This is a genomic window from Bradyrhizobium sp. UNPF46 (assembly GCF_006658625.1).
Lineage (GTDB): Bacteria > Pseudomonadota > Alphaproteobacteria > Rhizobiales > Xanthobacteraceae > Bradyrhizobium > Bradyrhizobium nitroreducens.
This window is the reverse complement of record NZ_LFJB01000007.1, coordinates 41881-54335: the sequence shown is the minus strand read 5'-3', so window position 1 is coordinate 54335 and position 12455 is coordinate 41881. Positions and strand designations below refer to the sequence as shown.

The following is a 12455-nucleotide window of genomic DNA, read 5'->3' as shown; positions in this document are numbered from 1 at the left end:
GACAACAATGAAGCCATTTGCCTACCACCAGCCTGCCCGGATTCCGGATGCGGCCAAGCTCCTGACCTCGATCGAGGACAGCAAGCTCGTTGCCGGCGGCATGACGTTGATCCCGACGCTGAAACAGCGGCTGGCAAGCCCGGTCGCGCTGGTTGACCTGTCGAAGCTCGGAGGCCTCAAGGGCATCACCGACGAGGGTGCGACCATCACGATCGGCGCGATGACGCCGCATGCGGTGGTTGCCGCCTCGCAATTGGTGCAGACGAAGATCCCGGGGCTTGCTGCACTGGCGTCCATGATCGGCGACCCCGCCGTGCGCAGCCGGGGCACCATCGGCGGCTCCGTCGCCAACAACGATCCGGCAGCGGACTATCCGGCCGGTGTGCTCGGTCTTGGCGCCACCATCGTCACCAGCACGCGCGAGATCGCGGCGGACAGTTTCTTCCTCGGCCTGTTCGAGACCGCACTTGAACCCGGCGAGATCATCACCGCGATCCGCTTTCCCGTACCCCTCAAGGCGGGTTACGCCAAGTTCAAGGCGCCGGCGTCGCGCTATGCGCTGGTCGGCGTGTTCGTCGCGAAAGTCGCCGATGGGGTCCGCGTCGCCGTCACCGGCGCGGGGCCGGGCGTGTTCCGCGTGCCGCCGATGGAGGCGGCGCTGTCCGGCAATTTCGATCCGACCGCGATCGCGGCGATCAAGATCGACACAGACGGTCTCACCTCCGATATCCACGCCGAAGCCGACTACCGTGCGCATCTCGTCACGATGATGGCCAAACGCGCCGTCGACGCGGCGCTCAGCTAGCTCTTTAGGTTTGATGATGACTGATGGTTCCGGCCGAACGGCCTTCCCGCCGGCGCCGACTGGCCTTGGCGCGCTCTCTGCAAGCGAGATCATGGCCGGCTACCGGCGCAAGGCGTTCACGCCGCGCGACGTCGTCGACGACACCATCGCCGCGCTTCAGGCGACCAACGAAGCCTGCAATGCGGTGGTGACGCCGATGTACGAGCAGGCGAGGGCCGAGGCCGATCGGCTCACCAGGGAGATGCGCGCGGGCGAAGCCAAGGGGGCGCTCGCCGGGGTCCCGGTCACGATCAAGGACCTCGTCTTCGTCGCGGGCGTTCCGGCCTATGCCGGTTCGCCGATGAATAAGGACTTCGTGCCCGATGCCGACGCCGCCGTGGTGTCGTCCCTGAAGGCCGCCGGCGCGATCATCACCTGCAAGACCACGACATGCGAGTCAGGCTACAAGCTGACGGCGGACAGTCCGGTCACGGGCACGACGCGAAATCCCTGGAATCCCGGCCGCACCAGCGGCGGCTCGAGCGGCGGTGCGGCCGCCGGCGTTGCCGCCGGCTGCGGACCGATCGCGATCGGCACCGACGGCGTCGGCTCGATCCGCGTGCCTTCCTCCTTTTGCGGCGTGTTCGGGCTGAAGCCGACCTTTGGCCTCGTGCCGCGCTCGCCCGGCTTCTCGCCGCCGTCCTGGGCCTCGCTCGCCCATACCGGCCCGATCACCCGTACGGTCGCGGATGCCGCGATGACGCTGGAGGTCATCGCTGCTTACGATCTGCGTGATGCCGCAAGCCTTCCCGTGTCCGCACGCCGCTTCGATACGAATGCAGGGCGTCTGGATGGCATTCGTATCGGCGCCAGCGCCGATCTCGGCTACGCCGCCGTCAGCCCTGACGTGTGCGCAGCATTCGGCAAGGCGCTCGCCACGCTCGATTCCTGTGGCGCGCAGGTCACCATGGACGGCCCGGGTCTCGACCCCGGCATTCTGGAGCATACGCTGAAGCCGATCGCCTTTACCGAACAGGCGGCGGCGGTTGCGAGCAAGTCCGCAACCGATCTTGCAGGTTCGGAGGCCGACTATCGCAATGTCATCGGCGCTGGACGGCGCTACAGCGGCACGGATTACATCGAGGCGAGTTACCGCCGCGGCCAGACGCGCAATGCCTTCGTCAAATTGTTCGAGCGCGTCGATGTGCTGGTGACGCCGACGGTTGCTGTCACCGCATTCGAGGCCGGCCAGATCGGCGTCGACACCGTCGATGGCAGCAAGGTCGATCCGCATCTCGGCTGGTCTCCGTTCACCTGGCCTATCAATCTGGCAGGTCTGCCGGCGGCGACGCTGCCCTGCGGCTTCGATCGCGACGGCATGCCGATCGGCCTGCAGATCATCGCGCCCTGGCTCGACGAACCTACGATCTTTCGTATCGCCGCGGCATTCGAGGCGGCGCAACCCTGGGCCAAGTTCTGGCCGCAGCTCGCGCTACGCGAGGGGAGTGGAGGGCGCGCCAAGGGGTGAAGCGCTTATCATGCAATAGTACAGGTGTTTTGCCCGACGTGTCAGGTCGCTCAGGCACGGTAGGCAATCGAGGGCCTCGCTATTCCCTCAAATGACGCGCGAAAAAGCCCTTTGCAAACAAGGGCGTTCTACTGTGCATGGGGTTGTTTTCGCGTTTTTGTGAGTCTAACCCAGCTCGATCGGTGCGCCGCGGCCGCTGAGCTCTTCGTCGAGGCGCAGGTAATGCGCGAGATAGTCGTGCAGCGCGGTCGCGGCTTTCGAGGTGGCGCCGCTGGACTTGTAGAGCAGCAGCTCGATCTTCGGCAGCGGCGGCAGACCCTCGTTCGGCCCGATCTCGCGCATCGCCGGCACCAATGCGCTGCGGCCGAGCACGGTGACGGCCATGCCGGCAAAGGCCGCTGCCTGCAGTCCGCCGACGCTTTCGCTGACGCAGGCGATGCGCCAGCGCAAATTCGCGCGCTCGAGCGTGTCGATGGCGTAGTCACGGTAGATATTGCCCGGCGGCAATAGCGCGAGCGGGATCGGACGTTCCAGATGCGCGGCGGATTGCTCGCCGGTCATCCAGACCAGTTGCTCGCGCCGCACCACCTGGCCGCCGGTGAAATCGTTCATGCGCGTGACCAGCGCGATGTCGACATCGCCGCGCTTGACGAGGCCGACCAGCGGTGTCGAGAGCGCACAGTTGAGCTCGACCTGCACCCGCGGAAAGGATTTTCGGAACACGCTGAGGATCTGCGGCAGCATGAAAGCGGCATAGAGATCGGGCGTGCCGAGCACGACCTGGCCTTCGATCTCCTGCGACGCCAGTTGCGAAATCAGCTCGTCATGCAACCGGAGGATGGATTTGGCGTAGGTGAGGACCGTGGTGCCGTCGTCGGTCAAAATCAGCCTGCGGCCGCCATGCTCGAACAATTGCTTGCCGGTGAGCTCCTCCAGCCGCTGCAATTGCAGCGTGATCGCCGGTTGGGTGCGGCCCAGCCGTCGCGCGGTCTCGGTGATGCTGCCGGTCTCGACCACCGAAATCAGCGACCGAAGCATGCGGATGTCGAGACTGATGAGGTTCATGCGGCGTCCATATCGCCCACAATTTATGCAAAACCCATGCTAGCGCGTCCACCCTGTCGGATCATGGCTCCAGCAAGGTTAGCTCCGCAACATGGCCTCGATCCGCTGTGCGGCGCCAAGCAGCGTGCGGTCCTGTCCGCGCCTGGCGATGATTTGCAGGCCGAACGGAAGGCCGCGCGGATCCGTTCCGCACGGAATCGAGATCGCCGGCAGGCGGGCATGGTTGACGAAGGGAGTAAACACCGCATGCCCCCGCGGGCTCGCGGGCTTTCCGCCGATCATGTCGGGCCCAAGCTGCGTCAGCGACCAAGCGACGCAGGGGACGGTCGGAGTCAGCAGCAAGTCCACGTCGGTGAGGAAGGCGGCGAAGGTACGGGCGACCGCGGCGCTCGCGACCAGAGCTACAGCAACCTCTGCACCCGACCAGGAGAGGCCGCGTTCGATCTGCCTGGCGACGTCGGGATCAAATATCGAGGGATCCTTGCGGAACGCGTCCCCATAGAGCGCGGCGAGACCGGCATGCTGGAGCGGCATGATGGCGTCTTCGGTCGCGCCCGTCGGCCAGACGGGATCGCGCCGCATGATGCGTAAGCCTGCCGCGGAAAGGCGGTCGACGGTGGAGGCGAGGCCATCCGCGACGATGTCGTCGACCGCGACGTCGAGCCCAAGACGCGGCGAGAATGCCATGCGCAAGCCGGCGACGTCTTCAGCCTGCGCCGCGATGACGGCGGAATCCGGGTCGCGCGGATCGGGGCCGGCCATGGCCTCGAACGCCAATGCGATATCGGCCACGTCAGATGCGATCGGTGCGATCACGGAGAGACCGAAGAACGGCTCGGCAAAACCGGGTCCATAGGGTATCGCGCCGTAGGACGGTTTGAAGCCGGCGACACCGACATGGGCTGGCGGCCTGCGACTGGAGCCGCCGGCATCGGTCCCGATCGCGAGCGGCACGAGACCGGTAGCGACGGCGACAGCCGGACCACCCGATGAACCACCGGGAGTCAACGCGGGATCGAGCGGGTGCCGCGTTGGCCCGAACAGCGGTGAGGTCGTCACGCCCTTGCAGGCGAATTCCGACGTCGCCCCCATGCCGACAACGACGGCTCCGGCCTTGCGAAGCCGCTCGATCGCGATCGCATCCTGCGGCGCGATGAAATCGGCGAACAGGCGCGAGCCCTGCGTCACACGCCAGCCAGCGGCCCAGATGTTGTCCTTGACGACGATGGGCACCCCGGCGAGCGGCAGTTTCTCGCCGGCACGCAGGCGATCATCGACAGCGGCGGCATCGGCGAGCGTGCGTGCGGGATCGGTCGTGACCACCGCGTTCAAGGCCTTGGCGGCGTCGATGCGCCCAAGGGCGGCCTTCGCCGCCGCGACGGCGGTCGTCCGCCCGTCGGTGACGTCCGCTGCGATCTCGCGCGCTCTATTGACCGGCTTTGTCATGGCTTCCCCAGATCAGAGCCAATGTGCCGCACAGCGCGAGGCACGCCAAGGCGAAGAAGGCAGCCCCGAGGCCGGCCACACCATCCAGGATCGATACCACGGCCGGCGCGGCCAGCAGGCCGGCATAGGACGCGGTCAGCACCGCGCCGGTGGTCTCGCCGATCCTGTCCTGCGGGGCGAGGCGGGCAATCTCCGCGACAAAAACTCCGTTCCAGCCCGATGCCGTCAGGCCGAATAGGGCCGCGACGGCGAATTGCCCGGTGCGGCCGAGCGATGCGCCATCGAGGCCAAGCAGGGCGGCGCAGAAGGCCATGCCGAGGCCGATGACGATGAGGACCATGCGCGAGGCATCGAGGCGCATGGCGACGTAACCCCAGCCGAGCCGGCCGACGAGGCCCCCGACTTGCGCGCAGGCGAGCGCCATGCCGGCCTCGATATGGCTGAGGCCGAGCTCTCTTGTGCCAAGCGTGACGAATATCGTGTTGAGCGACACCTGCATGGCGCTGAACGGCATCGAGGCCAGTGCCAGCATCGCGATCCGTCGGTCCGCCGTGACCAGCGCCAGGCGCGCGCGGAGATCGAGCGTCGGGGGCGGGACGACCTTGCCGGCGTAGGCCGGCCGCAGCCGCTCGAACAGCAGGATAGCCAGCAGCGCCAAGGCCGCGACGGCTGCATAGCACCAGGCCGGCCCGAACGCGATGGCGATCGCGGGCAGGGCCAGCGAGCCGCAGACGGCGCCGATCTGATTGCCGGTCTGGCGTACCGAAAAGACGAAGGCGCGCCGCTCGGCGGTGACGAGCCGCGCCAGCAGCGCCGCGCTTGCGGGTGTTTCGGGCCCCATCGCGAGACCGAGGCAGAGGCCTGCGGCCAGCAGCGCGGCGCTCGATCCCATCGAAGCCAGTGCCATGCTGATGACGATGGCCGCCGCGCACAGGCTCGCGATCCTGAGCGAGCCGACCCGCGCGATGAAGCCGCCGCCCCAGAACGAGGCGGGAATGCCGACCGCGAACACCGCGCAGGAGAACATCGAGAGCTGCCAGACCTCGATATGGGCGCGGGGCGCGACCACGCCGGGCGCGAACAAGGCCAGCGCCACGAGGGCCTGAAGCGCGGTCATCGCCCCCAGCGCCGGCAGCAACGCGGGCGCTGGCCGAACGGCTGCGTCTGCGTTTATCATGGTGGCGTGCTCATGGGAGGAACATGGTGGCAGGCGGCATTTCCATTCACGGGGTCGACGTGGCGAGCGGGCGCCCGGCGCAAGGCTTGCGCGTCGAGATCTGGCGGATCGATCCGGATTCCCAGCGCATCGCCGACGGGCGACTCGGCGCCAACGGGGTGCTCGATCATGCCGTTGCGCAAGGCGCCGGCGTGACGGCAGGCGAGTACGAGGTGCTGTTTCATCTCGGCGAGTTCTTTGGCGAGCGTGACGGCTTCCTGACCGTGACGCCGTTCCGCTTCCGCATCAAGAACGTTGACGAGCATTTTCACCTGCCGCTGAAATTCACGCGCTGGGGCTATTCGCTGTTCCGCGGCGCCTGATCAGTTGGTCAGCCGCCGCGACAGGCCGGTGACGCGCTCCATGACCGCGACCAGCGCGACGGTGGCGATGATCAGCACGCCCGACAGCGCGGCGATGGTGACGTCGAGCTTGCCTTCGAGATCCTGCCACATCCGGATCGGCAGCATGTCGGTGGCGGCATCGCGCAGGAATAGCGACACCGGCACGTTGTCGAACGACGACATGAAGGCGATGAAGGCGCCGGCAATGATGCCGGGCCGGATCAGCGGCAGCACGATACGACGGAACGTGTAGAGGCGGCTCGCGCCGAGCACCGCCGAGCTTTCCAGCAGCGTCGGCTCGAGCTGGACCAGCGCCGCCACCGTATTGCGCACGACATAGGGCACGCAGACCACGGTGTGGCCGATCACCAGGGTCAGCGGCGACACCGGCAGGCCGACCAGCGAGAACAGCATCAGCGCGGCCAGACCAAAAGCCAGCGCAGGCAGGACCAGCGGCGACATGAAGAGGGAATCGAGCAGCCGCGCCGACAAGGCCTGCGAGCGCGAGATCGCGAGCGCCGCGGCGACGCCGAGCGCGACGGACAGGCCCGTCGCCCACAGCGCCACGATGAGGCTATTCTTCGCGGCGAAGTGCAGCTGCCAGGCGTCCCAGAGCTCGGCGTACCAGCGCAGCGAATAGCCCGGCGGCGGGAATTTCAGTGAGAAGCCGCTGGTGAAGGAGACGATCAGGACGACGAGCGACGGCGCGATGATCAGGATGAGCGCGATGATCGCGATCAATGTCATGACCAATTCGAAGCTGAACGCCTCAAGGGTGCGCTTGCGGCCAGCCATCATGCGCCTCCATAGCCCCGCGACAGACGGCCGAGCGTGGTGAAGACCGACACGACCGCGAGCACGGCCAGCAGGAAGATGATCGAGATCGCCGACGCGAACGGCCAGTTCTGCAGCGTCGAGGCCTGCTGATAGAGATACATCGGCATGAACAGCATCTGCCCGCCGCCGACCAGCGACTGGGTGATGAAGGCCGTGATGGCGGCGGCATAGGTCAGCGTGCAGCCGGCAATTACGCCGGGCAGCGACAATGGCAGCACGACCCGGAAGAAGGTGCGCCAGCTCCCCGCGCCGAGCGAGCAGGAGGCATCGTCGAGATTGGGATCGATGCGGCCGAGCGCGGTGATCAGCGGCAGCGTCATCAGCGGCATCTGCACCTGCGCCAGTGCGATCACGACGCCGAACTGGGTGTAGAGCAGCTTCAGGGGCGTATCGATGATCCCGAGGGACTGCAGCGTCGCGTTGATGATGCCCTGGCGGCCCAGGATCACGATCCAGGCGAAGGTGCGCACCACCACGCTGGTCAAAAGCGGCAGCAGCACGATCAGGATGATGACGGTCTGAAGCTTGGGCCCAACCCGCTGATAGAGCCAGGCGATGGGAAAGCCGAGCACGAGACAGACGGCCGTCACCTCGGCCCCCAGCAGCAGCGTCGAGCCGAGCACGCCGAGGCTGAAGGGATCGGTCAGGAAGTGCAGGTACTGGCCGAGCCCCCAATGGAGCCCGGCCGTGTCGTTGTGCAGCGAGAGCCAGAACAGTTGCAGCAGCGGCGCGACGAAGAACAGCAGGAAGAACAGCGCCAGCGGCGCTGCCAATCCCATTCCATAGGACGTGACGTCCCGTGATGCCGGTGCCGTGCCCATCGTCAGGTCCTTGCGCTAGATCTTGATCTCGCGGTTGAAGCGCTCGATCCAGGCCGAGCGCTGCTCGTTGATCTTCTTCCAGTCCTGGAACACGAACTTCTTCTTCAGCTCGGCAGTGTCCTTGGCGAGCACGCGCGCGATTTCGCCGCCCATCGTCACCTTGGAATTGGTCGGCACGATCAGATAAGGCGGATTCATCAGGGTGGTCTGCACCTCCGGGGTCAGCGCCGCCTCGATCAGCTTGAAGGCCAGTTCCCGGTTCGGCGAGTTCTTGACGATGTGGATCGTGGTCTTGAAGGCGATGGCGCCTTCCTTCGGCGCCACGAACTCGACCGGCACGCCGCGCGCTTTCAGAATCTGGATGGCGTTGAAATTGCCGGGCGAGATGTCGATCTGGCCCTGCTGGAACAGGGTCGCGAGCGCGCCAGGATTGGCGGCCACCGCGGCGAGATTGGGCTTGAGTTCCTCCAGCGCCTTGAAGCCGGGATCGACATTGGCTTCCGAGCCGCCGCGCATCTTGGCGATCTCGACCAGCCAGCCGGTGCCTAGCGTCGAGTTGAGGTTGGTGATGCCGACGCGGCCCTTGAACTCGGGCTTCCAGAGATCGGCCCAGGAGGTCGGCGGCGTCTTGACGGCTTCCGGGTTGTAGGTGAGGCCGACGACCTGGAAGAACGGAGCCGGTCCCATCGGCTCCCGCGCTTCGGCGATCAGGTCCTTGTAATAGGCGCTCTTCTCGACCGGATAGGGCTCGACCAGGTCCTGACCGATCGCGACGAGGGCAGGACCGGGATCGTGCAGCATGACGTCGATCGGCGGATTGGCTTTCGCGGCATTCACCTTTGCGATCTGGTCGACCGAGAGCATGGGATCGAGCACCATCGCGGCGTCGGCGTTCGCCTTGCGGAAGGCCGGCACCAGCACGGCCTTGTGCGCTTCCTCCCAGCTTCCGGTGAAGGTCGCAAACACCAGCGGGCGGGCCTGGGCGAAGCTCAGTCCGGGAAACGCCTTCATGGCCCCGAGCGTGAGGGCGGTCGTCATCAGGCTGCGGCGATTGAGGATCATGTCGAACTCCGTGTGGACAATGACAGGAACTAAAGCGTTGCGGGAAATGCGTTGGCGAGCGAAGGGGCGAGTGGTGCGAGGCGCACGGCGGCGCCGCTCTCCAGCGCGCGCGTCTCGCCGATGCGCGCCTGGGAGATTTTGACGCCGGAGCCGTCTGCGGTGGTGACCTCGTGCACGACGGTGGCCCCGAGCGGCAAGGACATGCCGACTACGCCGGCAAAGCCAGTCTCGTCGCCGACGAACTGCAGATGTTCGGGCCTGATGCACACGGTGACGCGGCCCCCCTCGGTGAGGGCGCCGGCGGCGGGCCGCGCGATGATCTCCGCGCCGGCGTCGAGGCGCACCTTTGCTGCGGTGCGATCCGCCGAGACCACGATTCCGGGCATGCGGTTGGTCGAGCCGACAAAGGTATTCACGAACAGCGTCTGCGGGCGGTCGTAGACGTCGGACGGCGAGCCGAACTGCTCGAGCTTGCCGTGGCTCAGCACAGCGACGCGATCGGCCATCGAGAGGGCTTCCTCCTGGTCGTGGGTCACGATCAGCGTGGTGATGCCGGAGACGCGCTGCAGCCGCTTGACCTCGATCTGCATGTCCAGGCGCAAATTCTTGTCGAGTGCGGCAAAGGGCTCGTCGAGCAGCAGGATCGACGGCTTGATCGCGAGCGCGCGGGCGAGCGCGACGCGTTGCTGCTGGCCGCCGGAGAGTTGCCGCGGCAGCCGTTCGGCCATGGTCGGCAGCTGCACCAGCTCCAGCAGGCGCTGGGCCTCGCGCTGGCGCGTCGCCTTGTCGACGCCGCGGGCAGCGAGGCCGTAGCCGACATTCTCGCTGATGCTGAGATGCGGGAATAGCGCGTAGTTCTGGAACACGATGCCGACCGCGCGGCGGTTCGGCGGCAGCGCATCGACGATGTCGTCGCCGATGATGATGCGCCCTTGGGTCTGCGCGATGAAGCCGGCGATGATGCGCAGCAGGGTGGTCTTGCCGCAGCCGGATGGGCCGAGCAGGGCGATGATCTCGCCGCCCTTGATGTCCAGATTGATGTTCTCGACCGCGAGCGCGCCGCTCGGGTAGCGGTGGGTGACGGCGTCGACGACGAGCGAACGTCCGCCTTGCGCTTCAGCCATGGTGTTGCCTCCCGTTGCCCCTAAGGAGAAAGCAAGTCTCGTGCCCGGCGCGGTCGCTTTTTGCGGTGTGTTTTGGCATTGTAGTCCGATGACCTCGGATCAATCGATTTGCGACCTCACCGGCACAATTCTCGCGCGCGCCATTGCGAAGGGCGAGCTGTCCTCGCGTGACGTCGTCGAGGCGCATCTGGCGCGGATTGCGGATCAGGATGCGCAACTGGCGGCGTTCGTGACTGTTGATGCGGACGGTGCCCGCCGTGCGGCGGACATCTGCGACGCGGCGGCTGCGCCGACCGGCCCGCTGCATGGGGTGCCCGTCGCAATCAAGGATCTTACCGACACCGCGGGGCTTGCGACCACCTGCGGTTCGGTTCTGTTTCGCGACCACGTGCCGGTCGAGGACGATCTCGTGGTCGCGCGGCTGCGGCGCGCCGGTGCGATCATCCTGGGGAAGACCAACACGCCGGAGTTCGGCTTTGGCGCGGTCTGCACCAACAAATTGTGCGGGCCGACGCGCAATCCGTTCGATCGCGCGCTGACCTCCGGCGGATCGTCCGGCGGCTCTGCCGTCGCGGTCGCGGCCGGCATGGTGCCGCTGGCGCACGGCACCGATTTCGGCGGCTCCGTGCGTACGCCCGCAAGCTTCTGCGACGTTGCCTCGATCCGGCCGACGCCCGGCCGTATCCCGTCGCCGCGCCGGCCACTCGGTTGGGACATGCTGGCCAGCCACGGTTTTCTTGCCCGCGGCGTCGATGATCTCGAACTGGCGCTGTCGGTCTGCGCTGGTAGCGACGCGAACGATCCGATCTCGACCGGCATCTGCAATGACGATCGGCCGCTCGCAGTACGCCCCCGGATCGCCGTGACAGCTGATTTCGGCGTTGCGCCCGTTTCGCGCGACGTTGGTGCACGTTTTGCTGCCGCCTGCGACGCGCTCGCTGGTGTTGCGGATCTGATGCCGTTTTCGCCCGATTGCAGCGGCGCGATCGAGACCTTCCGCACGTTGCGCGCCGCGCACATCGCCAACAGCTATGGCGAATTGCTGCGGACGCGCCGTGCCGAGCTCACACCCACCGTGATCTGGAACATCGAGGCGGGCGCCAAGCTCACGGCGGAGGATTACCTCAACGCCGAGCGGCGGCGCACCGCGATCTACCGCAGCTTTCGCGAGCTGTTCGCGCGCGCCGATTTCCTGATTGCGCCAGCGGCTTCGGTCTTGCCCTGGCCGAACGAGGTCAGTGACGTCACCGCGATCGACGGCGCAGCCCTGGAAACCCCGATCGACTATCTCGCCGTCACCTTCATCGTGTCGCTGGTCGGCTTCCCGGTCCTGACCTTGCCGGCGCGGCGGGGGGAGGACGAACTGCCCTTCGGCATCCAGATCATCGCGCCACCGGGCTGCGAATCCCGCCTGTTTGCCTTCGGCCGTGCCATCGAAAACGAATTGGGCTTCTCGCATCGCCGGCCGAAGCTCCCCTAGCTGTCGCGATGCTCGAGCCGGGCGGCGAGCGCGCCGGCAAGACCGATGGTGGGTTTGGCAGCGGGCCGGCGGTACGTGCCCGCCGTGGCCTTGCGTAGGCTCAAGGCCACCAACGCCTCGGCCTGCTTCACGGCGGCAACGACCTGGTCGACGACGGGGACGGGGATCCGGTCGGCGACGCGTTCGGCAAGGCCCGAGAGCGGCGCGCCTGCGAAGATCAGGACATCGGCCTCGTCTTCGACGATGGCGCGGTGCGCGAGGTCGACGAGCAGATCCTCCTTCTCGGTGCCGACCTCAGAAATCGCCTTGAACGGCGTATCGAGCATGCGGATGCCGGCGCAGCGCTCCCGCAGGCCGTGGTCGCGGACGCACTCTTCGTACCAGGGCCCGAGTGCCTGGGCGAAGGTGACAATGCCAAAGCGCCGTCCGGCCATACAGGCGGTCAGCATCGCGGCTTCGGCCATGCCCACCACGGGAATGTCAAAAGTCTCGCGCGCAGCGAACAGGCCGGGATCGCCGAACGCTGCAATGATCGCAGCATCGACCTTGGTGTGCTGCTCGGCCAGCATCTCCAGCGCGATGGCGCCGCCGATCTGCGCCTCGGTTCGCGTCGCGATATAGGGCACGCCGCGTGTCGCGGTGCAGGGGATGATCTCAGTGTCGGGCGCGGCCGCGCGCTGCCCGACATCGCTCATCAACTGGGTGACCCCTGTGCTGGTGTTGGGATTGAGCAGCAGCAGCTTCATGG

12 protein-coding genes are annotated in these 12455 nt (G+C 66.8%); 4 read left to right on the top strand and 8 right to left on the bottom strand.

The annotated features are described in order from the left end of the window. Nucleotides 1-7 precede the first annotated feature (7 nt). Together UNPF46_RS04145 and UNPF46_RS04140 are read left to right on the top strand one after the other, a co-directional pair. Nucleotides 8-805, top strand: a complete 798-nt coding sequence (locus tag UNPF46_RS04145) for an FAD binding domain-containing protein (RefSeq protein WP_142249136.1) — start codon at nucleotides 8-10, stop codon at nucleotides 803-805. Between the two features lie 16 nt (nucleotides 806-821). After that, nucleotides 822-2312 carry an amidase gene (locus UNPF46_RS04140; RefSeq protein ID WP_142249135.1) on the top strand — a complete coding sequence of 497 codons (1491 nt, stop codon included), beginning with the start codon at nucleotides 822-824 and terminating at the stop codon, nucleotides 2310-2312. Nucleotides 2313-2477: 165 nt separating this feature from the next. On the opposite strand, the gene UNPF46_RS04135 is transcribed toward UNPF46_RS04140, so the two are convergent. From UNPF46_RS04135 to UNPF46_RS04125, 3 genes are all read right to left on the bottom strand, one after another. After that, a complete protein-coding gene (locus tag UNPF46_RS04135) occupies nucleotides 2478-3377 on the bottom strand; it encodes a LysR substrate-binding domain-containing protein (protein ID WP_100180333.1) in 900 nt (299 codons plus the stop codon). 78 nt (nucleotides 3378-3455) lie between these two features. Further along, nucleotides 3456-4823, bottom strand: coding sequence for an amidase (locus tag UNPF46_RS04130; protein ID WP_142249134.1), 1368 nt, complete (start codon nucleotides 4821-4823; stop codon nucleotides 3456-3458). Next, a complete protein-coding gene (locus UNPF46_RS04125; RefSeq protein ID WP_142249133.1) occupies nucleotides 4804-6000 on the bottom strand; it encodes an MFS transporter in 1197 nt (398 codons plus the stop codon). Before UNPF46_RS04125 ends, UNPF46_RS04130 begins: the two co-directional genes overlap by 20 nt. 26 nt (nucleotides 6001-6026) lie before the next feature. Between UNPF46_RS04125 and UNPF46_RS04120 the strand changes: the two genes are divergently transcribed. Continuing rightward, a complete protein-coding gene (locus UNPF46_RS04120) occupies nucleotides 6027-6362 on the top strand; it encodes a hydroxyisourate hydrolase (RefSeq protein WP_174719215.1) in 336 nt (111 codons plus the stop codon). Here UNPF46_RS04120 and UNPF46_RS04115 read toward each other — a convergent pair whose 3' ends face one another. The 4 genes from UNPF46_RS04115 to UNPF46_RS04100 are packed head-to-tail and all read right to left on the bottom strand — an operon-like array spanning nucleotide 6363 to nucleotide 10227. After that, complete coding sequence (locus tag UNPF46_RS04115) at nucleotides 6363-7178, bottom strand: ABC transporter permease (RefSeq protein WP_181769767.1); 816 nt, start codon at nucleotides 7176-7178, stop codon at nucleotides 6363-6365. It abuts the gene before it with no gap. Further along, on the bottom strand, nucleotides 7178-8041 hold the full coding sequence (locus UNPF46_RS04110; protein ID WP_142249131.1) for an ABC transporter permease: 864 nt from the start codon (nucleotides 8039-8041) through the stop codon (nucleotides 7178-7180). Before UNPF46_RS04110 ends, UNPF46_RS04115 begins: the two co-directional genes overlap by 1 nt. A gap of 15 nt (nucleotides 8042-8056) precedes the next feature. Further along, nucleotides 8057-9103 carry an ABC transporter substrate-binding protein gene (locus UNPF46_RS04105; protein ID WP_142249130.1) on the bottom strand — a complete coding sequence of 349 codons (1047 nt, stop codon included), beginning with the start codon at nucleotides 9101-9103 and terminating at the stop codon, nucleotides 8057-8059. A gap of 29 nt (nucleotides 9104-9132) precedes the next feature. Next, the gene (locus UNPF46_RS04100) at nucleotides 9133-10227 is read right to left on the bottom strand and encodes an ABC transporter ATP-binding protein (RefSeq protein WP_100180351.1); all 1095 of its coding nucleotides are present in this window, start codon (nucleotides 10225-10227) and stop codon (nucleotides 9133-9135) included. Between the two features lie 40 nt (nucleotides 10228-10267). Here UNPF46_RS04100 and UNPF46_RS04095 point away from each other — a divergent pair, with 40 nt between their 5' ends. Further along, on the top strand, nucleotides 10268-11707 hold the full coding sequence (locus tag UNPF46_RS04095) for an amidase (protein WP_246668590.1): 1440 nt from the start codon (nucleotides 10268-10270) through the stop codon (nucleotides 11705-11707). On the opposite strand, the gene UNPF46_RS04090 is transcribed toward UNPF46_RS04095, so the two are convergent. After that, the gene (locus tag UNPF46_RS04090) at nucleotides 11704-12453 is read right to left on the bottom strand and encodes an aspartate/glutamate racemase family protein (protein ID WP_174719367.1); all 750 of its coding nucleotides are present in this window, start codon (nucleotides 12451-12453) and stop codon (nucleotides 11704-11706) included. The two genes, UNPF46_RS04095 and UNPF46_RS04090, sit on opposite strands and share 4 nt — an antisense overlap. Nucleotides 12454-12455 lie beyond the last annotated feature (2 nt).

What these genes read in the sequence shown, in the direction of transcription:
- UNPF46_RS04145 (WP_142249136.1), top strand. Translation starts at nt 8, where the DNA reads ATGAAGCCATTTGCCTACCACCAGCCTGCCCGGATTCCGGATGCGGCC.
- UNPF46_RS04140 (WP_142249135.1), top strand. Translation starts at nt 822, where the DNA reads ATGACTGATGGTTCCGGCCGAACGGCCTTCCCGCCGGCGCCGACTGGC.
- UNPF46_RS04135 (WP_100180333.1), bottom strand. Translation starts at nt 3,377, where the DNA reads ATGAACCTCATCAGTCTCGACATCCGCATGCTTCGGTCGCTGATTTCG.
- UNPF46_RS04130 (WP_142249134.1), bottom strand. Translation starts at nt 4,823, where the DNA reads ATGACAAAGCCGGTCAATAGAGCGCGCGAGATCGCAGCGGACGTCACC.
- UNPF46_RS04125 (WP_142249133.1), bottom strand. Translation starts at nt 6,000, where the DNA reads ATGATAAACGCAGACGCAGCCGTTCGGCCAGCGCCCGCGTTGCTGCCG.
- UNPF46_RS04115 (WP_181769767.1), bottom strand. Translation starts at nt 7,178, where the DNA reads ATGGCTGGCCGCAAGCGCACCCTTGAGGCGTTCAGCTTCGAATTGGTC.
- UNPF46_RS04110 (WP_142249131.1), bottom strand. Translation starts at nt 8,041, where the DNA reads ATGGGCACGGCACCGGCATCACGGGACGTCACGTCCTATGGAATGGGA.
- UNPF46_RS04105 (WP_142249130.1), bottom strand. Translation starts at nt 9,103, where the DNA reads ATGATCCTCAATCGCCGCAGCCTGATGACGACCGCCCTCACGCTCGGG.
- UNPF46_RS04100 (WP_100180351.1), bottom strand. Translation starts at nt 10,227, where the DNA reads ATGGCTGAAGCGCAAGGCGGACGTTCGCTCGTCGTCGACGCCGTCACC.
- UNPF46_RS04090 (WP_174719367.1), bottom strand. Translation starts at nt 12,453, where the DNA reads ATGAAGCTGCTGCTGCTCAATCCCAACACCAGCACAGGGGTCACCCAG.